Source organism: Streptomyces roseoverticillatus (assembly GCF_000719265.1).
Taxonomy (GTDB): domain Bacteria; phylum Actinomycetota; class Actinomycetes; order Streptomycetales; family Streptomycetaceae; genus Streptomyces; species Streptomyces roseoverticillatus.
Map to the genome: position 1 here is coordinate 43,048 of NZ_JOFL01000030.1, position 24,743 is coordinate 67,790.

A 24,743-nucleotide genomic window follows, 5' to 3' on the forward strand; every position below is an offset into this window, starting at 1 on the left:
TGGGGGGCTCCGTGCGGGTGAAGCGGGGCGGGAGGCCGGGGCAGAAAAGGTCTTGGGGGACTCTACGCGCGTCGCGCAGCCCCACGCCATCGTACTTTGCTCCAACTTTAGCCCATTGGGGCGATTAGTCCTTGGAGGAATCCATAAACGCGCACGTCACTCGTGGAGACCGCCGACCGACGGCGCGGTGTCCGATACTGGGGGCGTTATGGAAATCGTCATCCTTGCTGTAGTCATCGCTGTGGTCGCGCTCGGCGCGATCAGCGGGCTCGTGGTCAGCAGCCGTAAGAAGAAGCAGCTGCCCCCGGCCCCGCCGAGCAGCCCGTCCGTCACCGCGCCGCCCGCCGAGCCCCACGTAGGCGAGGAGGCCGAGCCCCCGAGCGCCGAGCCGCGCCGGACCGTGGAGGAGGTCGAGCTCCCGGCCGCCGAGGCACCGGCCGCCGAAGCGGCCCCCGAGGCGCCCGCCGCCCCGGCCGAGCCCGAGGCGCCCGCCGCGCCCGCGATCGAGGTGCCCGAGCCCACCGCCGGCCGCCTCGTGCGGCTGCGCACGAGGCTGTCCCGTTCCCAGAACTCCCTCGGCAAGGGTCTGCTGACCCTGCTGTCCCGCGAGCACCTCGACGAGGACACGTGGGAGGAGATCGAGGACACCCTGCTGACCGCCGACGTCGGCGTCGCCCCCACGCAGGAGCTCGTCGAGCGCCTCCGTGAGCGCGTCAAGGTGCTCGGCACCCGCACCCCCGAGGAACTGCGCGCCCTGCTCCGCGAGGAGCTGCTCACCCTCATCGGCACCGACGCCGACCGCTCCGTCCACACCGAGCCCGGCGTGGGCGTGAACGGCGAGGAGAAGCCCGGCGTCGTCATGGTCGTCGGCGTCAACGGCACCGGCAAGACCACCACCACGGGCAAGCTCGCCCGCGTGCTCGTCGCCGACGGCAAGTCCGTCGTCCTGGGTGCGGCCGACACCTTCCGTGCCGCCGCGGCCGACCAGCTGCAGACCTGGGGCGAGCGCGTCGGCGCCCGCACGGTCCGCGGACCTGAGGGCGGCGACCCGGCGTCGATCGCCTTCGACGCGGTCAAGGAGGGCATCGCCGAGAACGCCGACGTCGTCCTGATCGACACCGCCGGCCGGCTCCACACCAAGACCGGCCTCATGGACGAGCTCGGCAAGGTCAAGCGGGTCGTCGAGAAGCACGGCTCGGTCGACGAGGTGCTGCTCGTCCTGGACGCCACCACCGGTCAGAACGGCCTCGTGCAGGCGCGTGTCTTCGGCGAGGTCGTCAACATCACCGGCATCGTCCTCACGAAGCTCGACGGCACCGCCAAGGGCGGCATCGTCGTGGCCGTCCAGCGCGAGCTGGGCGTGCCCGTGAAGCTCGTCGGTCTCGGCGAGGGCGCGGACGACCTCGCGCCGTTCGAGCCCGAGGCCTTCGTCGACGCGCTCATCGGCGACTGACGCGCCGCGTCGCGCGCCGGACGGCGATCAGCCGGGGTTCCGGCCGGGCGCCGGGCCGGCGGTTCGACAGGCGCGTGCGCCGCGTTCCCGGCCCCGGTGCCGGCCAAGCCGAGAAAGGGCCCCTTTCGCAGGTGCAGCTGCGAAAGGGGCCCTTTCGTACGGGGCGGGCCGGGGGCGCGGCCGCCAGGGCTCAGGACGCCGCCGACCGGTGGCACACATAGGCGAGGGTGCCGAGGAGCAGCCGGGCCTGCGGGGGGCGCCCCGCGGTGTCCAGAGTGGGCGGGCGGAGCCAGCGCATGGGGCCCAGGCCGGCGTGGTCCGAGGGGGGCGCGGTGACGTGCTCGCCGGGCCCCATGCAGCGCAGGTCGAGCCGGGCGTCGTCCCACCCCATCCGGTAGAGCAGCTGGGGGAGCTCCTGCGCGGCGCCCGGGGCGACGAAGAACAGCGCCCGACTGTCCGGCGTGAGCGCCACGGGCCCGAGCGGCAGTCCCATGCGCTCCAGCCGGACCAGAGCGTGCCGCCCGGCCGCCTCGGCGACCTCCAGGACGTCGAAGGAGCGCCCCACGGGCAGCAGCACGGCGGCGCCCGGCACCTCGGCCCATGCGGCCGCGGCGGCATCCAGCGTGGCGCCCGCGGGCACCGGCGGGGCGAAGGAGAGCGGGTGGGCGCCGGGAGAGGGGCAGTCGCCGGCACCGCACGAGCAGACCGCGCCCGACGGACGCCCCGCCCGGGAGGCGCGGGCGCCGGGCACCACATCCCACCCCCACAGGCCGGTGTACTCCGCCACCGTCGTCACGCACTCGGACGCGCGTCCGCGGCGCCGAGAGGCGGAGCGCAGGTCCCGGATGCCGCCGATTGTGAAGCCCATGCCCCCTCCAACGGGTCGTGCTCGCGGATGGTTACGAGTCGGAGTGTCTCGAACACGGACCGTTGCCGAATCCCTTCAGGGGGCGGTGTGATGGTGTGCGGCCGGTGGTGCGGGGCCGGACGTGCGCCGGAGCGTGCACCGATCCACCTCCTCTCCGGGCCCTCCCTGATCGTCCGGTGTCAAGTCAATCGCGTGGCGGCGCGGCCGAGTTCATTCCTTGGGGTGGCGAATGGTGGCGTTTACTGGACTGCCCTCGCCTCAGCAGTGATCGTAGGATTACTTTCGGTGCACGAACCCATGGGAGATGTGCCCCACCGGTGGGTATGCCGGAGGCATGGACCGTCTCGTCGCCCGGCCGGAATTCCTTGCGGCCGGGGGCGCATCGCCACACGGAGAGCCGCAAGAAGCGGCAAGCTGTGGGTGGTTCACACGGTTCACGCACAGACAGCAGAGTTCGGGATGGGGGCTTCCAGGTGGGCAGCAACGGCAGCGGCGCTGGCGGTGCCGAGAAGGCTGACAAGCGCCCCAACGAGCAGTTGGGCTCCTGGTTCCTGCGCAGCGGATGGTCCAAGGGCGAGCTGGCGCGCCAGGTCAACCGCAGGGCGCGGCAGTTGGGCGCCCATCACATCAGCACGGACACCTCGCGCGTGCGCCGCTGGCTGGACGGCGAGCAGCCGCGCGAGCCCATCCCGAAGATCCTCTCCGAGCTGTTCTCCGAGCGCTTCGGTTGCGTCGTCGGCATCGAAGACATCGGCCTGCGGGCGGCCCACCAGTCCCCGTCCGTCTCCGGCGTCGACCTGCCCTGGGCGGGCCCGCAGACCGTCGAGCTGATCAGCGAGTTCTCCCGCAGCGACCTGATGCTCGCACGGCGCGGCTTCCTCGGCGCCTCGCTCGCCCTCTCCGCGGGCCCCTCGCTCATCGAGCCCATGCAGCGCTGGCTGGCCCCCGGCTCCGGCGGCAAGGACGGCTCCGGCCCGCTGTCGCAGGAGCGCTCGCGGCCGGGCCGCCTCTCCGGCCCCGAGCTCGACCTCCTCGAGTCGACGACGATGATGTTCCGCCAGTGGGACGCCCAGTGCGGCGGCGGCCTGCGCCGCAAGGCCGTCGTCGGCCAGCTCCACGAGGTCACCGACCTGCTCCAGGAGCCCCAGCCCGAGGCCACCTCCAAGCGGCTGTTCAAGGCCGCCGCAGAGCTGGCCGAGCTCGCCGGCTGGATGAGCTACGACATCGGCCTGCACCCCACCGCGCAGAAGTACTTCGTCCTTGCGCTCCACGCCGCCAAGGAGGCCGGAGACCGCTCCCTCGGCGCGTACATCCTCTCCAGCATGGGCCGCCAGATGATCCACCTGGGCCGCCCCGAGGATGCCCTGGAGCTCATCCACCTCGGCCAGTACGGAGCCCGCGAAACGGCCACCTCGCGCACCCATGCGATGCTGTACGCCGTGGAGGCCCGTGCGTACGCCAACATGGGCCAGCCCGCCAAGTGCAAGCGCGCGGTCACCATGGCGGAGGACTGCTTCTCCGACTGCACCTCCGGCGAAGGCGACCCCGACTGGATCCGCTTCTTCTCCGAGGCCGAGCTCAACGCGGAGAACGCCCACTCCTACCGCGATCTCGCCTACGTGGCCGGCCGCAGCCCCACGTACGCCTCCCTCGCCCGGCCCAAGATGGAGCGCGCCGTAGAGCTCTTCTCGCAGGACACCGAGCACCACCGGTCGTATGCGCTCAATCTCATCGGCATGGCCACCGTCCACCTCATGGAGGGCGAGCCCGAGCAGTCCACCGTCCTCGCCGGCAAGGCCCTCAAGCTCGCCAGGCAGGTGCGCTCCGAGCGGGTCAACAACCGCCTGCGCAAGACCGTCGGCAACGCCGTGCGCGATTACGGGGATGTCGCGGAAGTCCTCGCCCTCACCGAGCAGATCTCCGTCCACCTGCCGGAATCGGCGGAAGCCGTCCAGGCGGTCTGACCCCTGCCGGCCCCTCTACCCGGCCGCGGTGATCCTCCCGAACAACCCGACTCGGCTCCCCCATGCCAGGTCACCCCGGGCGGACGCCGCGGCCGGCCTGTATCCGGCCTCATGCCCGGCCCTGTCCCTGGCCTCATGCCCTGCTCTGCGCCCCGCCTCATGCCTGGGTCCGTGCCTGGCCTCATGCCCGGCCCCATGCCCCGGGAGCACCGGCTCCGCACGCCGGAGCACCGGCCCCGTAACCCCGGGGGAGGCGGCGGAGCGTAGCGGCGATCACGCACCTGCCGTGTCCGCTTCACCCGGGCGTAACACTCCCGCCGCCTTCGTCACTGCGGCGAAACAAGCAGCTTCATCGGCTGAAATCCCGCTGCGCCAACCTCATGGCGAAAACCGGCCCGCTCGGGCCGCTGCTTCGAGGAGACACCGACCATGAATGGCGCGGATACCGCATTCGTATTGATCAGTGCCGCACTCGTGATGCTGATGACACCGGGACTGGCCTTCTTCTACGGCGGCATGGTGCGGGTCAAGAGCGCCTTGAACATGCTGATGATGTCGTTCGTCTCGCTCGGCATCGTCACCGTCCTCTGGGTGCTCTTCGGCTACTCGCTCGCCTTCGGCGATGACGTTGGCGCAGGACTGCTCGGCGACCTCGGCCACATCGGCTTCAGGGGCATCGGCCCCGAGACCCTGACCGGAGGCAAGGAAGGCATTCCCGTCTTCGCCTTCGCCCTCTTCCAGCTGATGTTCGCCGTGATCACCCCCGCGTTGATGAGCGGGGCGCTCGCCGACCGCGTGAAGTTCAGCGCCTGGGCCCTGTTCATCACCCTCTGGGTCAGCGTCGTCTACTTCCCCGTCGCCCACTGGGTCTGGCAGGCCGACGGCTGGCTGTTCAAGCTCAAGGTGATCGACTTCGCGGGCGGCACCGCCGTCCACATCAACGCGGGCATCGGCGCGCTCGCCGCAGTCCTCGTCGTCGGCAAGCGCATCGGCTTCAAGAAGGACCCCATGCGCCCGCACAGCCTGCCGCTGGTGGTGCTCGGCACGGGGCTGCTGTGGTTCGGCTGGTTCGGCTTCAACGCGGGCTCCGCGCTCGCCGCCAACGGCACCGCCGCCAACATGGCCATGAACACCCAGGTCGCCACCGGCGCCGCCATGCTCGGATGGCTCGCCTACGAGCGCATCCGGCACGGGGCCTTCACCACCCTGGGCGCCGCCTCGGGCGCCGTCGCGGGCCTCGTGGCCATCACCCCCTCGGGCGCCGCCGTCAACGCCTTCGGCGCCCTCCTCATCGGCGTCGTCGCCGGTGCCGTGTGCTCCTGGGCCGTCAGCCTGAAGTTCAGGTTCGGCTTCGACGACTCCCTCGATGTCGTCGGCGTCCACCTCGTGGGCGGCGTCATCGGCACCCTCCTCGTCGGCCTCCTCGCCACCGACGGAGTCGGCGGCGCCACGCAACTCGGCCGGCAGGCCGCCGGGGCCTTCTCCGTCATGGCCTACTCGTTCGCCGTCTCCTGGCTCCTCGCCAAACTCGTGGACAAGACCATCGGTTTCCGGGCCACCGAGGACGACGAGGTCGGCGGCCTCGACCAGGCCTTCCACGCCGAGACCGCCTACGACCTCACCGGGGCCTTCTCCGTCGCCCGCAGCGCAGCGCCCGCCCCGCAGCGCCCGGCCGGCCCCCCGGACCAGGCCGGGCCGGACCAGGCGGGCACGCCGCAGAACAAGAAGGTGGACGTATGAAGCTCATCACCGCAGTCGTCAAGCCCTTCCGCGTCGACGACATCAAGGAAGCCCTCCGCACCTTCGGCATCCAGGGCCTGACCGTCACCGAGGCAAGTGGCTACGGCCGCCAGCGCGGCCACACGGAGGTCTACCGCGGCGCCGAGTACCAGGTCGACCTCGTCCCCAAGGTCCGCATAGAGGTCCTCGTCGAGGACAGCGACGCCGAGGACGTCATCGACGTCATCGTCAAGAAGGCCCACACCGGCAAGATCGGTGACGGCAAGGTCTGGGTCGTCCCCGTCGAGACCGTCGTCCGCGTACGCACCGGCGAGCGCGGCCCGGACGCCATCTGACCCGGGGGCCCGGCGCGTCGGGCCCCACAGGGCGGGCCTGATCTGCCCGGGCCCGACCAACCCCGCCCACCGGCCGGACCTGATCCACCGGGCCCCACGGCCGGGGCCGGGTCCGGCGGGCCCGTCCGCCGGACCCGGCCCGCTAGATCCGCCCCGCTGGACGCGACCCGCCAGCACGCCGCGAAGGGAGCCGAGTTGACCGGCCCGCAGACCCGCCCCGCCGACACCGAGCCCGGCGGCTACGCGGCGGCCCGGCTGCACCTCCTGCACCAGGGGGCGCTCACCGGACCGCCGCGCCGCGCCGCCCTCGCCCGGCTCACCGACCAGTGGCTCGGCGCCCTGCTGGGCGAGACCCGGGGAGTCGCCCTCGTCGCCGTCGGCGGCTACGGGCGCGGCGAACTGTCCCCCCGCAGCGACCTCGACGTCCTCCTCCTCCACGACGGCACCGCGGACATCTCCAAGATCGCCGCCATCGCCGACCGCGTCTGGTATCCCGTCTGGGACATGGGCCTCGCCCTCGACCACTCCGTACGCACCCCCGCCGAGGCCCGCCGCACCGCCGCCGGAGACCTCAAGGTCCACCTCGGCCTCCTCGACGCCCGCCACCTCGGCGGCGACGAACAGCTCACCGCGGCCCTGCGCGCCACCGCCTACGAGGACTGGCGCGCCCAGGCCCCCACCCGCCTCCCCGAACTCCGCGAACTCGGCGAGGACCGCACCCGGCACCAGGGCGAGCTCCGCTTCCTCCTCGAACCCGACCTCAAAGAGGCACGGGGCGGCCTCCGCGACGCCACCGCCCTGCGCGCCGTCGCCGCCTCATGGCTCGCCGACGCCCCCCGCGCCGGGCTCGAACGCGCCCGCACCCACCTCCTCGACGTCCGCGACGCCCTCCACCTCACCACCGGGCGCGCCACCGACCGGCTCGCCCTCCAGGAGCAGGACCAGGTCGCCGAGGCCCTCGGCCTCGCCGACGCCGACGCCCTCCTGCACGGCGTGTACGAGGCCGCCCGTACGGTCTCCTACGCCGCGGACATCACCTGGCGCGAGGTCGGCCGGGTCCTGCGCGCCCGCTCCGTGCGGCCACGGCTGCGCCGCATCCTGGGCGGGCGCGGGGGCCGCGGCGGGTTTGCCGAGGTCGAGCGGCTCTCCCTCGCCGACGGGGTCGTCGAGCAGGACGGCGAGGCCGGGCTCGCCCGCACCGCGCGGCCCGAGCGCGACCCCGTCCTGGCGCTCCGCGCGGCCGCGGCGGCGGCCCAGGCCGGCCTGCCGCTGTCGCCTCATGCGGTGCGTCGCCTCGCCGCCTCGGCGGGCCCCATGCCGCAGCCCTGGCCCGCCGAGGCCCGAGAACAGCTCGTGACCCTCCTCGGCGCGGGGCCGCCCACCGTGCCCGTCTGGGAGGCCCTCGAAGCCGAGGGGATCATCTCCTCGCTGCTGCCCGAGTGGGAGCACGTGCGCTGCCGTCCCCAGCGCAACGCCGTCCACCGGTGGACGGTCGACCGGCACCTCGTCGAGACGGCCGTCCGCGCCGCCGCCCTCACGCGCCGGGTCGGCCGCCCGGACCTCCTGCTCGTCGCCGCCCTGCTGCACGACATCGGCAAGGGGCTGCCCGGCGACCACTCCGTCACGGGCGAGGCCCTCGCACGCGACATCGCCCGCAGGACCGGCTTCGACGCCGCCGACACCGAGGTCCTCGCCACGCTCGTCCGCCACCACCTCCTGCTGATCGACACCGCCACCCGGCGCGACCTCGCCGACCCGGCGACCGTCCGCACCGTCACCGACGCCGTACCGGACACGGTCACGCTGGAGCTCCTGCACGCCCTCACCGAGGCCGACGCCCTTGCCACGGGGCCCGCCGCATGGAGCGGCTGGCGCGCGTCGCTCGTCGCCGAACTGGTCCGCCGGGCCGCGGCGGCCCTCGCGGGGGACGGGGCCCCGGCGCCCCATGTGCCCGCCCCTCCCGGGCCTGAGGCGCTCCGCCTGGCCGCCGAGGCCGTCCGTACGGGCGCCCCGGCCGTGACGCTCGAGTCCCGCCCGGAGGGCACGGGGCCCGCCGGGGAAGGCGGCTCTGCCCCCGTCGGCGTGGAGCTGCGGATCGCCGTCCCCGACCAGCCCGGCGTCCTGCCCGCGGCGGCCGGCGTCCTGGCGCTGCACCGGCTGACCGTACGGGCCGCGGACCTGCTCGCGGTGGACGGAGCGCTCCTGCTGAACTGGCGGGTGGCGGCCGAGTACGGCTCCCCGCCCGGAGCCGCCCGGCTGCGCAACGACCTCGTGCGCGCCCTGGACGGCTCCCTCGATATCCCGGCCCGCCTGGCCGAGCGCGAGGCCGCGTACAGCAGGCGCCGGCGGGGCGTGGTGCACGCCCCGCCGAGCGTGACGGTCGCCGCGGCGGCCTCGCACGGGGCCACGGTCCTGGAGGTCCGCGCCCAGGACGAGCCCGGCCTCCTCCACCGCATCGGCCGGGCCCTGGACGAGGCGGGGGTCTGGGTGCGCAGCGCCCGCGTGAGCACGCTCGGGGCCAGTGCGGTGGACGCGTTCTACGTGACCGGCCCGGACGGGGCCGCGCTCACGCCCCGTGCCGCCTCCGCGATCGCTCGCGCGACGGAGGAGGCGCTGGGCGGCTGACCGGACCGGGAGGGTGCGGATACCCTTGGGGGTCAGCCGCCGACTTGACACTCAACAAGAAGGATCCGCGACCACCGTGTTCGATACCCTCTCCGACCGCCTCGCAGCGACTTTCAAGAACCTCCGGGGCAAGGGCCGCCTCTCCGAGGCGGACATCGACGCCACCGCGCGCGAGATCCGTATCGCCCTGCTCGAGGCGGACGTGGCCCTGCCCGCCGTCCGCGCGTTCATCAAGCAGGTCAAGGAGCGGGCGCTCGGCGCCGAGGTCTCGCAGGCCCTCAACCCCGCCCAGCAGGTCATCAAGATCGTCAACGAGGAGCTCATCGGCATCCTCGGCGGCGAGACCCGCCGCCTGCGCTTCGCCAAGACCGCGCCGACCGTCATCATGCTCGCCGGCCTCCAGGGTGCCGGTAAGACGACCCTCGCCGGAAAGCTCGGCCGCTGGCTGAAGGCCCAGGGCCACGCCCCGCTGCTCGTCGCCTGCGACCTCCAGCGCCCCAACGCCGTCAACCAGCTCGCCGTCGTCGCCGAGCGCGCCGGCGTCGGCGTCTACGCGCCCCAGCCGGGCAACGGCGTCGGCGACCCGGTCCAGGTCGCCAAGGACTCGATCGAGTTCGCCCGCACCAAGCAGTACGACATCGTCATCGTCGACACCGCCGGCCGCCTCGGCATCGACGCCGAGATGATGCAGCAGGCCGCGGACATCCGCGACGCGGTCTCCCCGGACGAGATCCTCTTCGTCCTCGACGCCATGATCGGCCAGGACGCGGTCAACACCGCCGAGGCCTTCCGCGACGGCGTCGGCTTCGACGGCGTGGTGCTCTCCAAGCTCGACGGCGACGCCCGCGGCGGTGCCGCCCTGTCGGTCGCGCACGTGACCGGCAAGCAGATCATGTTCGCCTCCAACGGCGAGAAGCTGGACGACTTCGACGCGTTCCACCCGGACCGCATGGCGTCCCGCATCCTGGGCATGGGCGACATGCTCAGCCTGATCGAGAAGGCCGAGCAGACCTTCAGCCAGGACGAGGCCGAGAAGATGGCGGCCAAGCTGGCGAAGGGCCCCAAGGAGTTCACGCTCGACGACTTCCTGTCGCAGATGGAGCAGGTCCGCAAGATGGGCTCCATCAGCAAGCTCCTCGGCATGCTGCCGGGCATGGGGCAGATCAAGGACCAGATCAACAACCTGGACGAGCGCGACGTCGACCGCACCGCCGCGATCATCAAGTCCATGACCCCGGCCGAGCGCCAGGACCCGACGATCATCAACGGCTCGCGCCGGGCCCGCATCGCCAAGGGTTCGGGCGTGGACGTCAGCGCCGTCAAGAACCTGGTGGAGCGGTTCTTCGACGCCCGCAAGATGATGTCCCGCATGGCGCAGGGCGGCGGCATGCCGGGGATGCCCGGCATGCCGGGCATGGGCGGCGGCGCCGGCCGCAAGAAGAAGCAGCAGAAGCAGGCCAAGGGCAAGCGCCAGAGCGGCAACCCCATGAAGCGCAAGGCCGAGGAGCAGGCCGCGGCCGCCCGCCGCGAGCAGCAGGCCGGCGACGCCCTGGGCCTGCCCGCGGGGCAGGACGCGAAGAACTTTGAACTCCCGGAGGAGTTCAAGAAGTTCATGGGCTGACCGGCCCCGCCGGGAGGACGCGGTCCGCAGCGCTCCGCCCTGAGCGCCTGCGCGGACGACGTCCCGTAGGCGGCCGCGTCGCAAATAAACGTCACAGCCCCCGCAGCCGAGAGGCCGCGGGGGCTGTGACGTACGCGCCGCCGTGTGCGCTGGACGCGGATCTTCGCTAGGCGCGCGCTATCAGGTAGCGGAAGACGTTGGGCATCCACACCGTGCCGTCGCGGCGCAGATACGGGTGCAGCGCCTCGACGAGCTCCTTGGTGACCTGTTCCTCGTCCGTAGCGCGGGCAGCCGCGTCGAAGGCGCCGGTGGAGAGCATGCCGCGCACCGCACTGCCCATGTCGGCATAGCCGTACGGGCACGCGACCCGGCCCGAGCCGTCCGGCCGGAGACCGGCCTCATGCGCCAGGTTCTCCAGGTCGTCGCGGCCGCTCGGCCGCCAGCGCGCCGGCGCGCACATGGGGTCCGCGAGCCGGGCCGCGACCCGAAGCGCCCCCGACGCCGCGCAGCGCTCCTGGGGGCCCCAGCCCGCCAGCACCACGGGGGCGCCCCGCTCGGCGCATGAGGCGGCCCGGGCGAGTGCCGTGGCCATGCCGTACGCGCTCCCGCCCGCGCAGTACAGCGGGTCGAAGGCGGTGACGAGGTTGAAGGCCGGGGTGCCGCGCTCCATGAGGCTCTCGGGGGCCCCGTGCCCCAGGCGCGCGGCGCCGCCGCCCTCGGGCAGCAGCCGCTCGCGGGCGAGCGCGAGCCGGCGCCCGTCCGGGTCCACTCCCGAGATCGTGGCACCGCGGGCGGCCGCCATGAGCAGGGCCAGGCCGGAGCCGCAGCCCAGGCTGAGCAGCCGGGTGCCCGATCCGACCTCGAGGCGCTCGTACACCGCTTCGTAGAGCGGCACCAGCATCCGTTCCTGGATTTCCGCCCAGTCGCGGGCCCGAGACTCGGGCGACGAAGAGGACGGCTGGTGCCGCCGGACGAGCGTAGGTGTCATGGAAAGCGCCCCAATCCGCCGAGAGACGTGTGCATGCCCGATCCACCGCCCCCGTGTACTGCCGTGCGCGTTGCCGGAAAACACCCCCTGATGCCAGGGAACTCCGCATCCGTTCCCGAGTCCAGGGGGTGGCGCGGGCGCGTTCCCGTACGCCCACGATGGCATGTGCCGGGCGCATCCGCACGAGAGGCGCACAAAGGCGCGCACACAGCCGGGGGCGGCGCACGAGCGGCGCGGGGGGAGGGGCCGGAACCGCGGATTCACGCTCGGACGGATCGGGCCCGTACCATTCGCATCATGGCAAAGGCTCCCATTCTCACCCCTCAGGCGGACGACTTCCCCCGCTGGTACCAGGACTTGATCAACAAGGCCGAGCTGGCCGACAACGGCCCCGTGCGCGGCACCATGGTCATCCGGCCGTACGGGTACGGGCTCTGGGAGCGCATGCAGCAGGAGATGGACGCGCGCATCAAGGACGCGGGCGCTTCCAACGCGTACTTCCCCCTCTTCATCCCGCAGTCGTACCTGACGCGCGAGGCCGAGCACGTCGAGGGCTTCGCCCCCGAGCTCGCGGTCGTCACGCACGGCGGCGGCAAGGAGCTGGAGGAGCCGGTCGTCGTCCGCCCCACCTCCGAGACGATCATCAACGACTACTTCTCGAAGTGGGTGCAGAGCTACCGCGACCTGCCCCTGCTGATCAACCAGTGGGCGAACGTGGTCCGTTGGGAGATGCGCCCGCGCGTCTTCCTGCGCACCACCGAGTTCCTCTGGCAGGAGGGCCACACCGCCCACGCCACCTACGAGGACGCCCGGGACTACGCCGCGTACATCCACAAGGAGGTCTACGCGGACTTCATGATCAACGTCCTGGGCATCGACGTGGTCCTCGGCCGCAAGACGCCCAAGGAGCGCTTCGCGGGCGCGATCAACACCCTCACGCTCGAGGGAATGATGGGCGACGGCAAGGCGCTGCAGATGGGCACCAGCCACGAGCTGGGCCAGAACTTCGCCAAGGCCTTCAACACCTCCTACCTGTCCAAGGACGGCCGGCAGGAGCTGGTCTGGCAGACCTCCTGGGGCTCCTCCACCCGGATGGTCGGCGGGCTGATCATGTCGCACGGCGACGACAACGGCCTGCGCGTCCCGCCGCGCCTGGCGCCGGTCCAGGCCGTCGTCCTCGCGATCAAGGGTGACGACGCCGTCATCGCCAAGGTCCGCGAGATCGGTGACCAGCTGAAGGCCGCCGGAGTCCGGGTGCAGGTCGACGACCGCACGGACACGCCGTTCGGCCGCCGCGCCGTGGACTGGGAGCTCAAGGGCGTACCGGTACGCATCGAGGTCGGCCCGCGCGACCTGGAGAACGGCACCGCGATGCTGGCCCGCCGCATCCCCGGCGGCAAGGAGCCGGTCCGCATCGACGAGCTCGTCGGGATGCTGCCGAAGGTCCTGGAGGAGGACCAGGCGCTGCTGCTGGCCGAGTCGCGTGAGCGCCGCGAGTCCCGTACGACCGACGTGAAGACCATCGAGGAGGCCGCCGAGGCCGCCGTGGCCGGCGGCTGGGCGCGGATCCCCTGGGCGGACCTGGGTCCGGAGGGCGAGGCCAAGCTGGCCGAGCAGGCCGTGACCGTCCGCTGCCTGGTCGGCGAGGACGGCTCCGTGCCGGAATCGGACGACGCGCCGGGTGCGATCGCGATCGTGGCGCGCGCTTACTAGAAGCGACGGCATGGGGCGGCGCATGAGGCGGCGCCCCATGCGGCGTCCTGTGGAGCGACGGCATGAGGCGCGTGAGGCCGTTCCCGCGCGGGTGTCTGTACCGGCACGGGGCGACCGTGGCCGGAGCGGCACCGGCGTGAGGCGCCCGCATGAGGCGGTGACAGGGCGGGGCGGCCTCGATCGGAGCGCCGCCCTCCACGCTCCGTGGGGCGCCCGGGGGCGTCGGCCCGTCCAAGGGGGCGCACGCCCCCCGGTGCGCGCTTACTGATGAGTCAGTACGTCCCGGGTTGCGAACAGGTGCACGGCTTCTCCATAGATCTGCGCACCCGCCCTCGTCGCGACGCATGAGCGTGAAACTGACTGGTACGTGCAAATTATTTGGGATGGCCCGGTATCGGAACACCGGGCCGCCCCTGCTCGTTGTCACGACGTGAGCACGACACCACCTGTTCTCGCCGCAGAGCTGGCGCAGGCGTGGGCCGATATTCAGCGGCACCACCCCGAGCTGCCGGATCTTGCCGCGCCCGAATCGCTGATCGGGGAGTCGTCGTCCGCCTGCGGCGCCGAGCTCTCCTTCGAACGGCTGCTGCACGAGGCAGTGCACGGCATCGCGGCCGCCCGCGGTGTACGTGACACGTCACGCGCAGGCCGCTACCACAATCGCCGGTTCCTGGCGATCGCCGAGGAGCTCGGGCTCGACCACAGCGACGATCCGCATCCCAGCAGCGGCTTCTCTCTGGTCGTGCTCAACCCGGAGGCGCGCAAGCGCTACCGCCCCACCATCGACAGACTGCAGCGCGCCCTCAAGGCGCACACGGTCGCGACCACCGCCGACACCTCCCGCACCTTCCGCGGGCCGGCGGCGCGGCACGGCTCGTCGGGCGGCGGGGTACGGGTCAAGGCGGTGTGCGACTGCGGCCGGAACGTGCGGGTCGTGCCCTCCGTGCTCGCCCAGGCGCCCATCATGTGCGGCGGCTGCGGCCAGCCCTTCCGGATTCCCGAGGCGGTCACGGTCGGCTGACCTGGAGTGGTGTGGCACAATGGGACGCTGTACTCGACAGTCGCATAGGACCCCTCTCTCCTCCGGCTGGCGCGTCCGTCGGGCATCCGAGTACCGCAACCCCACGTGGCATCTCGTTGTGCCCAACCACGTCAAGACCAGGAGACACCACTCCCGTGGCAGTCAAGATCAAGCTGAAGCGTCTGGGCAAGATCCGTTCGCCTCACTACCGCATCGTCATCGCCGACTCCCGTACCCGCCGTGACGGCCGGGCCATCGAGGAGATCGGTCTGTACCACCCGGTGCAGAACCCCTCGCGCATCGAGGTCGACTCCGAGCGTGTCCAGTACTGGCTGGGTGTCGGCGCGCAGCCGACCGAGCCGGTCATGGCCATCCTCAAGGTCACCGGTGACTGGCAGAAGTTCAAGGGCCTGCCGGCCCCGGCCCCGATGCTCGTCGCCGAGCCGAAGAAGGACCACAGCGGTCTCTTCGACGCCGTCGTGAGCGCCGCGGGCGAGGCGAAGGGTGAGGCCATCACCCCGAAGGCGAAGAAGTCGGAGAAGAAGGACGAGGCCGCCGAGGCCGAGTCCGCTGAGTCGACCGAGGCCTGAGGATGCTCGAGGAGGCCCTTGAGCACCTCGTGAAGGGCATCGTCGACAACCCCGACGAGGTGCAGGTCGCTTCGCGCAACCTGCGCCGTGGGCGCGTGCTGGAGGTCCGGGTCCACCCCGACGACCTCGGCAAGGTGATCGGCCGCAACGGCCGCACCGCGCGTGCCTTGCGCACCGTCGTGGGCGCCATCGGCGGTCGTGGCATCCGCGTCGACCTCGTCGACGTGGATCAGGTCCGCTGAGAAGCGGTTGAGCACCGGCACGGGCCGGGAAGGGCTTGGGCCCTTCCCGGCCCGTTGTCGCGTACGGAGAGCAGAGAAGGAAACATGCAGCTCGTAGTCGGCAGGATCGGCCGCGCCCACGGCATCAGGGGTGAGGTCACGGTTGAGGTGCGCACGGACGAGCCCGAGCTGCGGCTCGGACCCGGCGCCGTCCTGGCCACGGACCCCGCCTCCGCGGGGCCGCTGACCATCGAATCCGGCCGCGTGCACAGCGGTCGGCTGCTGCTGCGCTTCACGGGCGTGGGCGACCGCACGGCCGCGGAGGCGCTTCGCAACATCCTCCTCATCGCCGAGGTCGACCCGGAGGAGACCCCGGAGGACCCGGAGGAGTTCTACGACCACCAGCTGATGGACCTGGAGGTCGTCACCGTCGACGGCACCGCCGTCGGCCGGATCAGCGAGATCTCCCACCTGCCGTCGCAGGACCTGTTCATCGTGGAGCGGCCCGACGGGTCCGAGGTCATGATCCCCTTCGTCTCCGAGATCGTCACGGAGATCGACCTGGACGAGCAGCGTGCCGTCATCGACCCGCCGCGCGGCCTGATCGACGCAGACGAGGCGGAGATCGCGTCCGTGCGTGAGGCCGGGCATGAGGCGGGGCATGAGGCCGGACAGGGCCCCGAGACGGGGTCCGGCCAGGACTCCGGAGCCGGGACCGCCCAGGACGCCGGGCACGGCCCCGAGCGCAGCTCCGAGCAGGACTCCGAGCAGGACTCCGAGCGAGGCGACGCCTGATGCGCATCGACGTCGTCACGATCTTCCCCGAGTACCTCGAGCCGCTGAGCGTCTCGCTCGTCGGCAAAGCGCGCGCACGAGGTCAGCTGGATGTCCGCGTGCACGACCTGCGCGAGTGGACGCACGACAAGCACAACACCGTCGACGACACGCCCTACGGCGGCGGCCCCGGCATGGTCATGAAGCCGGAGCCCTGGGGAGAGGCCCTGGACGCGGTCATCGAGTCGGGGGCGCAGGGGGAGGAGCTGCCCGTGCTCGTCGTCCCGACGCCCAGCGGCCGGCCCTTCACCCAGGAGCTCGCGGTCGAGCTCTCCGAGAAGTCGTGGCTGGTCTTCACCCCCGCCCGCTACGAGGGCATCGACCGCCGGGTCATCGAGGAGTACGGCGACCGCCTCGACGTCCGCGAGGTGTCCATCGGCGACTACGTCCTGGCCGGCGGAGAGGCCCCCGTCCTCGTGATGGTCGAGGCCGTCGCGCGCCTGCTCCCCGGCGTCCTCGGCAACGCCGAGTCCCACCGCGACGACTCCTTCGCCCCGGGCGCCATGGCGGACCTCCTCGAGGGCCCCGTCTACACCAAGCCCCCGGAGTGGCGCGACCGCGGTATCCCCGACGTCCTGCTGAGCGGCCATCACGGCAAGATCGCCCGCTGGCGCCGCGACGAGGCGATCCGCCGCACCGTGCGCAACCGCCCCGATCTGATCGAGCGCGCCGACCCCGCGGCCTTCGACAAGAAGGACCGCGAGATCCTCTCGATCCTGGGCTGGGGCCCCGGCCCCGACGGCCGATTTGGGCGAGTGGCCCCGGACGTGGAAGAATAAGCCGTTGCCTTGCGCCCGGCGTGCGCCCCTGCCACAGGGGGAATGACGTCCGCCCGGTGTTCCGGCACCATCCCCACTTCAGTACGAATTCCGCTGATGACCTGTGGCATCGGCGAGGAAGCAGACGAACATGTCCTCCCTGCTCGACAACGTCAACGCCGCGTCGCTGCGCACCGACGTCCCGGCCTTCCGCCCCGGCGACACCGTGAACGTCCACGTCCGCGTCATCGAGGGCAACCGCTCCCGTATCCAGCAGTTCAAGGGTGTCGTCATCCGCCGCCAGGGCGCGGGCATCAGCGAGACCTTCACGGTCCGCAAGGTCTCGTTCTCCGTCGGCGTCGAGCGCACCTTCCCGGTGCACAGCCCGATCTTCGAGAAGGTCGAGCTCGTCACCCGCGGTGACGTCCGTCGCGCCAAGCTGTACTACCTCCGTGAGCTCCGTGGCAAGGCCGCGAAGATCAAGGAGAAGCGCGACAACTGAGCTTCCGTCCGGAGTCCGCGCCCGGCCGGATAGGCTTTCGGCTCGATGGACACCGACGTACAGCTTTCGGAGCGCGACCGCTCTCCCCGCCCCGTAGAGGGGGAGGAGCAGGGGTCGCGCTCCTCGCGTTTTCCCGCCTCTCCGGCGGCCTCGGTCAGGGCCGCCCGGGCGTGGCTGCGGGGCGGCGGCCCCATGCGCCGTGCAGGCGTGCTGCTGACGCTCTGCCTCGTCTTCATGCTGCTGCTGAGCAGCTACGTGGTGCAGCCCTTCCTGATCCCCAGCGGCTCGATGGAGAACACGCTCCACGTGGGGGACCGCGTCCTGGTCAACAAGCTCGCCTACGCCTTCGGGGACGAGCCGGAGCGCGGTGACGTGATCGTCTTCGACGGCACCGGGTCCTTCGTCCAGGACGCGCCGGCGGAGAACCCCGTGGCGGCGCTGATCCGTAAGGGCGCCTCGTCCGTCGGCCTCATGGGGCCGGCGGCAACGGTCTACATCAAGCGCGTGGTCGGTGTCGGGGGTGACCGGGTCACCTGTTGCGACGCGCGGGGCCGGCTGCAGATCAACGGCCACCCGGTGGACGAGCGCTTCCTCTACCCGGGCGACGACCCGTCCCGCGTGCCCTTCGACGTCGTGGTGCCCGCGGGGAAGCTGTGGGTGATGGGCGACCACCGGGGCGACTCCCGCGACTCACGTGATCACCTGGGGGAGCCCGGCGGGGGCATGGTGCCGGTGAGCAGGGTCATCGGACGGGCCGACTGGATCGGCTGGCCCTTCGGGAGGATGAACACCCTGGAGCGCCCCGACGCCTACGCGCGCGTTCCGGAGCCCGACGAGTCGGCCGGACACGTAGGAAAGCCGGCCGCACGGGGCGCCGCATGGGGCGGGGAGCAGCCCGCCCGAGGCCAGGACCGGGCCGGTCAGTCCGCAGGGCCGGCCGGACAGCCCGCCGGACACGCCGGGCGCCCCGTGGAGCCCGCCGGACACGCAGGGAGTCCGGGTGGGTAGCCGGGGACGTACGCTGCCGGGTCCGGCAGGCCCCGCAGACGTAGGAGTGGCGGGTACGGGCGTTCCGGCCTCAGGCGGCCGTGCGGCGCGGCGCAAGGCCGCCCGGCGGGTCAAGCGGCGCCGGCGCCGCTCCGCGGTCAAAGAGGTGCCGATCCTCATAGCGGTCGCGCTGCTGATCGCCCTCGTGCTCAAGACGTTCCTGGTGCAGGCGTTCGTGATCCCCTCCGGCTCCATGGAGCAGACCATCCGGATCGGCGACCGTGTGCTCGTGGACAAGCTGACCCCCTGGTTCGGCTCCAGGCCGCAGCGCGGTGACGTCATCGTCTTCCGGGACCCCGGCGGCTGGCAGGACGGGCAGGAGACGGGCGCCGGGCCCGACCCGGTGGGGGTCAGACAGGTCAAGCAGTTCCTGACCTTCATCGGTCTGCTGCCGGCGGCGAACGAGCACGACCTGATCAAGAGAGTGATCGGCGTCGGCGGTGACACGGTCAAGTGCTGTGACGAGAACGGCAAAATCACGGTCAACGCAACGCCGCTCGACGAGCCGTATCTGCACCCGGACAACCCGCCCTCCAAAATTGAATTCACGGTACGGGTCCCCGCGGGGCGCTACTTCGTGATGGGCGACCACCGCTCCAACTCGGCTGATTCCCGCTTCCACCTGGACGACCCCGGGCAGGGCACCGTGCCGCAGGAGCTGGTGATCGGCCGTGCGGTGGTGATCGCATGGCCCCTGGGCCACTGGCGGCAGCTGTCCGAAAGAGACACTTTCGCATCGGTCGGTGACGCGCCGCCCGCGGAGACCCAAGCAAGCGGTTCGCCGCATAGTGTGTCCCCCATGGATCAGCAAGGATTGATCCAGCTCCCGACCCCTGCGGAACTCCCGCTCGTTATGGGAGTGGTGGGCCTGCCTCATGCGTACGGCAGGCCGCAGCGTGGAGAGCGGAGCGAGAGGAGTGGATGTGGGGGACTTGGCGGTCGGCGCACGGTCCGGTCACGAAGAGCCCGAGAAGCGGCCCGGGGAGGCTGACGGGTCGCCAGGGGCCGGTGTGCCGGAGGAGGCCATGTCCCAGGCGTCCCAGGAGGCTATGGGCGGGCCGGCGCGGAGGGACGGCGAAGACGTGAGCCCGGACGCGGACACCGATGGTGAGGGCCCGCGCGGGGAGAGGCCCAAGAAGCAGCGGTCGTTCTGGAAGGAACTGCCGATCCTGATCGGCATCGCCCTGGTCCTCGCGCTGCTGATCAAGACGTTCCTGGTGCAGGCGTTCTCGATCCCGTCGGACTCGATGCAGAACACCCTCCAGCGCGGTGACCGCGTGCTGGTGGACAAGCTCACCCCGTGGTTCGGCGCCGAGCCCGAGCGCGGCGAGGTTGTGGTCTTCCACGACCCCGACAACTGGCTGGGCGACGAGACCCAGACCCCGCAGTCCGGCCCGCTGGGCAGCGGCATGCAGAAGGTCCTCAGCTTCATCGGCCTCATGCCCTCGGCCGAGGAGAAGGACCTCATCAAGCGGGTCATCGCGGTCGGCGGGGACACCGTGGAGTGCCAGAAGGGCGGCCCGGTCAAGGTCAACAGCAAGGCGCTGTCGGAGAAGGACTACCTCTTCCCCGACAACACCCCGTGCGACGACCAGCCCTTCGGCCCGATCGAGGTCCCCAAGGGCAAGCTCTGGGTGATGGGTGACCACCGCCAGAACTCCCTGGACTCGCGCTACCACCCGAACCAGGATCACGGCTTCGTCCCGGTGTCCGACGTCGTGGGCCGCGCCTTCGTGGTCGCCTGGCCGATCAACCGCTGGTCCTTCCTCGGTGTCCCCGGCACCTTCGACCAGCCGGGGATCAACGCGGCCGCCGCGGCCGCGCCGTCCGCGCTCGGGCTCGCCGGAGCGGTGCCGCTCGTCCTGTGGCGCCGGCGCCGGTCGGCCGCACGGGGCGGCACCGAGGAGCTCACCCACCGGAGCGCCCTCAGGGACTGACCGGCAGAGCCTCCCGAAGGGCTGACTCGCCTGCATACCGCCCGGTAGTGTGCGGTTCCCGTGCCCCTGGGCATGCGGATTCCGATCTTCTACGCGGGGCGGGAGCACTGGGATGAGCGGAGCAGGACGTACGGACGACGGCCACGGCCGCGCGGGCAGGATGCTGTCCGGGCTGGCCGTGGCCGTCGGCTGTGTGCTCTTCCTCGGCGGCTTCGTCTGGGGCGCCCTGCTCTACCAGCCGTACACCGTCCCCACCGACTCCATGGCGCCCACGATCGGGATGGGTGACCGGGTCCTCGCCGAGCGCATAGGCGGCGGCGACGTCCGCCGCGGGGACATCGTCGTCTTCAAGGACAAGATCTGGGGCGACACGCCGATGGTCAAACGGGTCGTCGGCACCGGCGGCGACACCGTGGCCTGCTGCGACAGCAAGGGGCGCCTCACGGTCGACGGCGAACCGATCGAGGAACCGTATCTGCAGGACACGGGCACGGCGTCGCCCACCCGCTTCTCCGCGACTGTCCCCGAGGGACAGCTCTTCCTGCTCGGCGACCACCGCAGCGACTCCGTTGACTCCCGCGGCCACCTCTCCGACGCCTCCCACGGCACCGTGCCGCGCGGCGCCGTCCGGGCACGCGTGGACGCCACTGCCTGGCCCGTGGCGGGCTGGGGCATGATGGACAGACCCGAGTCCTTCGCCGCCCTTCCCGGCGGCACCTCGCAGCCCGGCCCGCTGCCGCTGGTGCTTGCCGCCGTGATCGCCGGAGCGGTGCTCATCCTGGGCGGCGCGGCGTACGGCCCTGTGGCGCGTCTCGTCACACCGAGGCGCAGGGAGGAGGTGCCCGCCCATGGCCGGTGAAGCGTCCGGCAGCGCCGGCGAGCCGCGCAAGGCGTCGCGGGTCGTCCTGCTCGACCCGTCCGACCGCATCCTGCTGATGCACGGCTACGAACCGGACGATCCCTGGACCACCTGGTGGTTCACCCCGGGCGGCGGCCTGGAGGGCACCGAGACGTGGGAGCAGGCGGCGCGCCGGGAGCTGGCCGAGGAGACCGGGATCACAGAGATCGAACTGGGCCCCGTGCTGTGGCGCCGCACCTGCTCCTTCCCCTTCGACGGCCGCCTCTGGAACCAGGACGAGCGCTACTTCCTGGCCCGTACGGCGCAGCCCGGCCAGTGGACCGGCGGCGGGACGGAACTGGAGCGGCGCAGCGTCACGGGGCTGCGCTGGTGGACCTGCGGGGAACTCCTCGCGACCCGTGAGACGGTGTATCCGACCAGGCTCGCCGGGCTGCTGCGTACGCTGCTCGACGAGGGACCCCCGCGTACGCCGGTGCTCCTGGAGACGGAGCGTGCCTGACGCACAATGGGGAGACGCACGGCTGAAGGGGAACATGCCATGAGCGCCGAGGACCTCGAGAAGTACGAGACCGAGATGGAGCTGAAGCTCTACCGGGAGTACCGCGATGTCGTCGGTCTGTTCAAATACGTGATCGAGACCGAGCGCCGCTTCTACCTCACCAACGACTACGAGATGCAGGTGCACTCCGTCCAGGGCGAGGTCTTCTTCGAGGTCTCGATGGCCGACGCCTGGGTCTGGGACATGTACCGCCCCGCTCGCTTCGTGAAACAGGTGCGGGTGCTCACGTTCAAGGACGTGAACATCGAGGAGCTCAACAAGACCGACCTCGACCTTCCGGGTGGCTGAGTTCTCCACAACCGACGGGTTATCCACCAAGATCCAATAGTTACGGGCCGCGGCGGCAGGGTGGGCGCCGGAGGTGGTGCCCGTGAACGCCCGAGAAGCACTCGGCCGCTACGGCGAGAATCTTGCCGTCCGCCTGCTGGCCCAGGCCGGCATCGTCGTCCTCGAACGGAACTGGAGATGCCGCGAGGGCGAGATCGACATCGTGGCCATGGAGGCCGACACCCTGGTGGTCTGCGAGGTCAAGACCCGCAGCACCGGTGTGTACGAGCATCCGATGGCCGCCGTCACCCCGGCGAAGGCGGAGCGGCTGCGCCGGCTCGCCGAGCGCTGGCTGGAGCGCCACGGCGGCCCGCCTCCGGGCGGTGTCCGGATCGACCTGGTGGGCGTGATCGTCCCCGGTCGTGGCGCCCCCGCCGTCGAGCACGCCAAGGGGGTGGCGTGATGGGCTTCGCCCGTACGTGCTCGGTGGCGCTGGTCGGCGTCGAGGGAGTGGTGGTCGAGGTCCAGGCCGACCTGGAGCCCGGAGTCGCCGCCTTCACCCTCGTCGGCCTCCCCGACAAGAGCCTCGTCGAGAGCAAGGACCGCGTCCGCGCCGCCGTGGTGAACTCCGGCGCCGAGTGGCCGCAGAAGAAGCTGACCGTCGGCTTGAGCCCCGCGGCGGTCCCCAAGAGCGGCAGCGGCTTCGACCTCGCCGTCGCCTGTGCCGTCCTGGCTGCCTCGGAGCGTCTCGACCCGCGCGAGCTCGCTGATCTGGTGCTGATCGGCGAGCTCGGCCTCGACGGCCGCGTCCGGCCGGTGCCGGGCATCCTGCCGGCCGTCCTGGCTGCCGCCGACGCCGGCTACCGGCAGGTCGTCGTCCCCGAGCGCACCGCCGCTGAGGCATCACTCGTGCCAGGGGTCTCGGTCCTCGGCATCCACAGCCTGCGCCAGCTGATCGCGGTCCTGACGGACGAGCCGGTGCCGGAGGAGGAGCCGCTGCAGGAGGGCCGCCCGGATCCGATGCTCGCGGGACTCTCGGTCCCGGGGGCAGGGCTGGGAACGGGCGTCCTGCTCGGCGAGCGGCAGCCCGACCTCTCCGAGGTCGCCGGGCAGGCCAAGGCCCGGACGGCCCTGGAAGTCGCCGCCGCCGGGCGGCACCACCTGCTCCTCCAGGGACCGCCCGGAGCGGGCAAGACCATGCTCGCCGAGCGGCTGCCAGGCCTGCTGCCGCCGCTCACCCCGCAGGAGTCGCTCGAGGTCACGGCGGTCCACTCCGTAGCGGGGACGCTCCCCGCCGGGCAGCCCCTCGTCGGCAGAGCCCCCTACTGCGCCCCGCACCACTCTGCGTCCATGCCCTCCCTGGTCGGCGGCGGCTCGGGGCTGCCGCGCCCCGGCGCGGTGTCCCTCGCGCACCGTGGAGTGCTTTTCATGGATGAGGCACCGGAGTTCTCCGGACGCGTGCTCGATGCACTTAGGCAGCCGCTCGAATCAGGGCATGTGATCGTGGCCCGCTCCGCCGGCGTGCTGCGGCTCCCCGCCCGGTTCCTGCTCGTCCTGGCCGCGAATCCCTGCCCCTGCGGCAGGCACGGGATGCTGGCCGAGGGCTGCGACTGCGCCCCGCAGGCCGTCAGGCGTTACCGCGCCCGTCTCTCCGGCCCCCTCCTGGACCGGGTCGACCTGAGGGTGACGGTCGAACCGGTGGCCCGCTCCGAGCTCACGGGAGCCGGGACAGGAGCGGAGACGACGGCCGAGGTGGCCGAGAGGGTCCGTGCCGCCCGGGAGCGGGCCGCCGCCCGCCTTACGGACACGCCCTGGGCGACCAACAGCGAGGTCCCCGGCCACGAACTGCGGACCCGCTGGCGCGTCGCCCCGGGAGCACTCGTCGAAGCCGAACGCGACATGGAGCGGGGCCTGCTGACGGCGCGTGGCCTTGACCGCGTGCTGCGGGTCGCCTGGACCGTGGCCGACCTCGCCGGGCACGACCGCCCCGGCGCCGCGGACGTCAACTGCGCGCTGGAGCTGCGTACGGGCGTCCATCGCGGCACCGTTCTGCCGGGGGACCGCCCGTGACTGCCTCCGCCGAGGACCGGTTGGCCCGTGCCGCGCTGACCCGGTTGACCGAGCCCGGTGACGAGCGCGTGGGCCGCTGGGTGCGGGAGATGGGGACCGTGGGGCTGGTGCGGGGCCTCACGGGCACGGGACCGGCACCGAAGGGCGCCGGCCGTGAGCGGCTCGCGGGCTGTCGGCAGCGCGCCGCCGCCCTCGATCCCCAGGGCGACCTTGACGCCGTCGCTCGGCTGGGCGGCCGTTTCGTCTGCCCCGGCGACCCGGAATGGCCCGGGCAGCTGGACGACCTCGGCGACGCCCGTCCGCTCGGCCTGTGGGTGCGCGGCGGCGCCGACCTGCGGCTGTGGGCCCTGCGCTCCGTCGCCGTGGTCGGCGCCCGCGCCTGCACCGATTATGGCTCGCACGTCGCGTCCCTCCTCGGCGCCGGGCTAGCCCGGCGTGGCTGGGTGGTCGTGTCCGGCGCGGCGTACGGCGTCGACGGCGCCGCGCACAGAGGGGCGCTCGCCGCGGGCGGGGTGACCGTGGCCGTGCTGGCCTGCGGGGTCGACGTGCCCTACCCGCGCGGCCACGCGGATCTGCTCGACCGGATCGTGGAACGGGGTCTCGTGCTGGCCGAGTTGCCCCCGGGCGGCCACCCCACCCGCAGCCGCTTCGTCCTGCGCAACCGCGTCATCCCCGCTTCTCTGGGGCTGCGTCCTGTTGCCCTGACAGCCAGTTAGGCATCGGTGCAGCTCAACGCCGGTGTGGAAGAGCGTAGTCAGTGCAACAGCTGTG

At 72.1% G+C, this 24,743-nt stretch carries 22 protein-coding genes and 2 pseudogenes; 22 read left to right on the plus strand and 2 right to left on the minus strand.

The window, feature by feature from the left end; all coding sequences use genetic code 11:
- Positions 1–208: 208 nt before the first annotated feature.
- Entirely contained in the window at positions 209–1,453 is a 1,245-nt protein-coding gene (gene ftsY / locus IF61_RS0128005) for a signal recognition particle-docking protein FtsY (RefSeq protein ID WP_030369323.1), read from the plus strand.
- 190 nt (positions 1,454–1,643) lie between these two features.
- Here the strand turns inward: ftsY and IF61_RS0128010 are convergent, their stop codons facing one another.
- Positions 1,644–2,321: a bifunctional DNA primase/polymerase gene (locus IF61_RS0128010; RefSeq protein ID WP_030369324.1), complete on the minus strand. Its 678-nt coding sequence runs from the start codon at positions 2,319–2,321 to the stop codon at positions 1,644–1,646.
- Positions 2,322–2,794: 473 nt separating this feature from the next.
- On the opposite strand from IF61_RS0128010, the gene nsdA reads away from it, so the two are divergent.
- The 5 genes from nsdA (at position 2,795) to ffh (ending at position 10,606) form a co-directional block, all read left to right on the plus strand.
- A complete protein-coding gene (nsdA, locus tag IF61_RS0128015; RefSeq protein WP_030369325.1) occupies positions 2,795–4,285 on the plus strand; it encodes a transcriptional repressor NsdA in 1,491 nt (496 codons plus the stop codon).
- Positions 4,286–4,714: 429 nt separating this feature from the next.
- Positions 4,715–6,025 (plus strand): ammonium transporter, encoded by a 1,311-nt coding sequence (locus IF61_RS0128020; protein ID WP_030369326.1) that lies wholly within the window; start codon positions 4,715–4,717, stop codon positions 6,023–6,025.
- Complete coding sequence (locus IF61_RS0128025; RefSeq protein ID WP_030369327.1) at positions 6,022–6,360, plus strand: P-II family nitrogen regulator; 339 nt, start codon at positions 6,022–6,024, stop codon at positions 6,358–6,360. Before IF61_RS0128020 ends, IF61_RS0128025 begins: the two co-directional genes overlap by 4 nt.
- Positions 6,361–6,555: 195 nt before the next feature.
- Positions 6,556–8,985, plus strand: a complete 2,430-nt coding sequence (locus IF61_RS0128030; RefSeq protein WP_030369328.1) for a [protein-PII] uridylyltransferase — start codon at positions 6,556–6,558, stop codon at positions 8,983–8,985.
- 76 nt (positions 8,986–9,061) lie between these two features.
- Positions 9,062–10,606, plus strand: coding sequence for a signal recognition particle protein (ffh, locus tag IF61_RS0128035; protein ID WP_030369329.1), 1,545 nt, complete (start codon positions 9,062–9,064; stop codon positions 10,604–10,606).
- Positions 10,607–10,772: 166 nt separating this feature from the next.
- On the opposite strand, the gene IF61_RS0128040 is transcribed toward ffh, so the two are convergent.
- Positions 10,773–11,594, minus strand: coding sequence for an SAM-dependent methyltransferase (locus IF61_RS0128040; protein ID WP_078660565.1), 822 nt, complete (start codon positions 11,592–11,594; stop codon positions 10,773–10,775).
- Between the two features lie 297 nt (positions 11,595–11,891).
- Between IF61_RS0128040 and proS the strand changes: the two genes are divergently transcribed.
- The 16 genes and pseudogenes from proS to IF61_RS0128120 form a co-directional block, all read left to right on the plus strand.
- Positions 11,892–13,307 carry a proline--tRNA ligase gene (gene proS / locus IF61_RS0128045; RefSeq protein ID WP_030369331.1) on the plus strand — a complete coding sequence of 472 codons (1,416 nt, stop codon included), beginning with the start codon at positions 11,892–11,894 and terminating at the stop codon, positions 13,305–13,307.
- Positions 13,308–13,737: 430 nt separating this feature from the next.
- Positions 13,738–14,328, plus strand: coding sequence for a hypothetical protein (locus IF61_RS0128050; RefSeq protein WP_030369332.1), 591 nt, complete (start codon positions 13,738–13,740; stop codon positions 14,326–14,328).
- A 155-nt stretch (positions 14,329–14,483) separates the two neighbouring features.
- A complete protein-coding gene (gene rpsP / locus IF61_RS0128055; protein ID WP_030369333.1) occupies positions 14,484–14,918 on the plus strand; it encodes a 30S ribosomal protein S16 in 435 nt (144 codons plus the stop codon).
- Positions 14,919–14,920: 2 nt separating this feature from the next.
- Positions 14,921–15,160 carry an RNA-binding protein gene (locus IF61_RS0128060; protein WP_020868149.1) on the plus strand — a complete coding sequence of 80 codons (240 nt, stop codon included), beginning with the start codon at positions 14,921–14,923 and terminating at the stop codon, positions 15,158–15,160.
- Positions 15,161–15,244: 84 nt separating this feature from the next.
- The gene (gene rimM, locus IF61_RS0128065) at positions 15,245–15,934 is read left to right on the plus strand and encodes a ribosome maturation factor RimM (RefSeq protein ID WP_030369334.1); all 690 of its coding nucleotides are present in this window, start codon (positions 15,245–15,247) and stop codon (positions 15,932–15,934) included.
- The gene (trmD, locus tag IF61_RS0128070; protein WP_030369335.1) at positions 15,934–16,752 is read left to right on the plus strand and encodes a tRNA (guanosine(37)-N1)-methyltransferase TrmD; all 819 of its coding nucleotides are present in this window, start codon (positions 15,934–15,936) and stop codon (positions 16,750–16,752) included. Before rimM ends, trmD begins: the two co-directional genes overlap by 1 nt.
- Positions 16,753–16,882: 130 nt before the next feature.
- A complete protein-coding gene (gene rplS, locus IF61_RS0128075; protein ID WP_030369336.1) occupies positions 16,883–17,233 on the plus strand; it encodes a 50S ribosomal protein L19 in 351 nt (116 codons plus the stop codon).
- Between the two features lie 45 nt (positions 17,234–17,278).
- A pseudogene (lepB, locus tag IF61_RS0128080) lies at positions 17,279–18,079 on the plus strand (signal peptidase I); the annotation flags it as partial.
- 307 nt (positions 18,080–18,386) lie between these two features.
- A complete protein-coding gene (gene lepB / locus IF61_RS0128085; RefSeq protein WP_397945255.1) occupies positions 18,387–19,271 on the plus strand; it encodes a signal peptidase I in 885 nt (294 codons plus the stop codon).
- Positions 19,213–20,217 (plus strand): signal peptidase I, encoded by a 1,005-nt coding sequence (lepB, locus tag IF61_RS0128090; RefSeq protein WP_052393120.1) that lies wholly within the window; start codon positions 19,213–19,215, stop codon positions 20,215–20,217. Before lepB (IF61_RS0128085) ends, lepB (IF61_RS0128090) begins: the two co-directional genes overlap by 59 nt.
- A 112-nt stretch (positions 20,218–20,329) precedes the next feature.
- Positions 20,330–21,076 (plus strand): signal peptidase I, encoded by a 747-nt coding sequence (lepB, locus tag IF61_RS0128095; protein WP_030369340.1) that lies wholly within the window; start codon positions 20,330–20,332, stop codon positions 21,074–21,076.
- Complete coding sequence (locus IF61_RS0128100; RefSeq protein WP_030369341.1) at positions 21,066–21,575, plus strand: NUDIX hydrolase; 510 nt, start codon at positions 21,066–21,068, stop codon at positions 21,573–21,575. The genes lepB (IF61_RS0128095) and IF61_RS0128100 overlap by 11 nt, the downstream gene beginning before the upstream one ends.
- Before the next feature lie 39 nt (positions 21,576–21,614).
- Entirely contained in the window at positions 21,615–21,923 is a 309-nt protein-coding gene (locus IF61_RS0128105) for a DUF2469 domain-containing protein (RefSeq protein WP_007821609.1), read from the plus strand.
- A gap of 82 nt (positions 21,924–22,005) precedes the next feature.
- Positions 22,006–22,365 carry a YraN family protein gene (locus IF61_RS0128110; protein ID WP_030369342.1) on the plus strand — a complete coding sequence of 120 codons (360 nt, stop codon included), beginning with the start codon at positions 22,006–22,008 and terminating at the stop codon, positions 22,363–22,365.
- The gene (locus IF61_RS0128115) at positions 22,365–23,972 is read left to right on the plus strand and encodes a YifB family Mg chelatase-like AAA ATPase (protein ID WP_030369343.1); all 1,608 of its coding nucleotides are present in this window, start codon (positions 22,365–22,367) and stop codon (positions 23,970–23,972) included. The genes IF61_RS0128110 and IF61_RS0128115 overlap by 1 nt, the downstream gene beginning before the upstream one ends.
- A pseudogene (locus IF61_RS0128120) lies at positions 23,969–24,649 on the plus strand (DNA-processing protein DprA); the annotation flags it as partial. The gene IF61_RS0128115 and the pseudogene IF61_RS0128120, both read left to right, overlap by 4 nt.
- Positions 24,650–24,743: the final 94 nt, after the last annotated feature.

Excerpts from the sequence above, each read along its gene's own strand:
- ftsY (WP_030369323.1), top strand. The coding sequence starts at position 209 with ATGGAAATCGTCATCCTTGCTGTAGTCATCGCTGTGGTCGCGCTCGGC.
- IF61_RS0128010 (WP_030369324.1), bottom strand. The coding sequence starts at position 2,321 with ATGGGCTTCACAATCGGCGGCATCCGGGACCTGCGCTCCGCCTCTCGG.
- IF61_RS0128020 (WP_030369326.1), top strand. The coding sequence starts at position 4,715 with ATGAATGGCGCGGATACCGCATTCGTATTGATCAGTGCCGCACTCGTG.
- IF61_RS0128025 (WP_030369327.1), top strand. The coding sequence starts at position 6,022 with ATGAAGCTCATCACCGCAGTCGTCAAGCCCTTCCGCGTCGACGACATC.
- IF61_RS0128040 (WP_078660565.1), bottom strand. The coding sequence starts at position 11,594 with ATGACACCTACGCTCGTCCGGCGGCACCAGCCGTCCTCTTCGTCGCCC.
- proS (WP_030369331.1), top strand. The coding sequence starts at position 11,892 with ATGGCAAAGGCTCCCATTCTCACCCCTCAGGCGGACGACTTCCCCCGC.
- IF61_RS0128060 (WP_020868149.1), top strand. The coding sequence starts at position 14,921 with ATGCTCGAGGAGGCCCTTGAGCACCTCGTGAAGGGCATCGTCGACAAC.
- rimM (WP_030369334.1), top strand. The coding sequence starts at position 15,245 with ATGCAGCTCGTAGTCGGCAGGATCGGCCGCGCCCACGGCATCAGGGGT.
- trmD (WP_030369335.1), top strand. The coding sequence starts at position 15,934 with ATGCGCATCGACGTCGTCACGATCTTCCCCGAGTACCTCGAGCCGCTG.
- rplS (WP_030369336.1), top strand. The coding sequence starts at position 16,883 with ATGTCCTCCCTGCTCGACAACGTCAACGCCGCGTCGCTGCGCACCGAC.
- lepB (WP_030369340.1), top strand. The coding sequence starts at position 20,330 with ATGAGCGGAGCAGGACGTACGGACGACGGCCACGGCCGCGCGGGCAGG.
- IF61_RS0128100 (WP_030369341.1), top strand. The coding sequence starts at position 21,066 with ATGGCCGGTGAAGCGTCCGGCAGCGCCGGCGAGCCGCGCAAGGCGTCG.
- IF61_RS0128105 (WP_007821609.1), top strand. The coding sequence starts at position 21,615 with ATGAGCGCCGAGGACCTCGAGAAGTACGAGACCGAGATGGAGCTGAAG.
- IF61_RS0128115 (WP_030369343.1), top strand. The coding sequence starts at position 22,365 with ATGGGCTTCGCCCGTACGTGCTCGGTGGCGCTGGTCGGCGTCGAGGGA.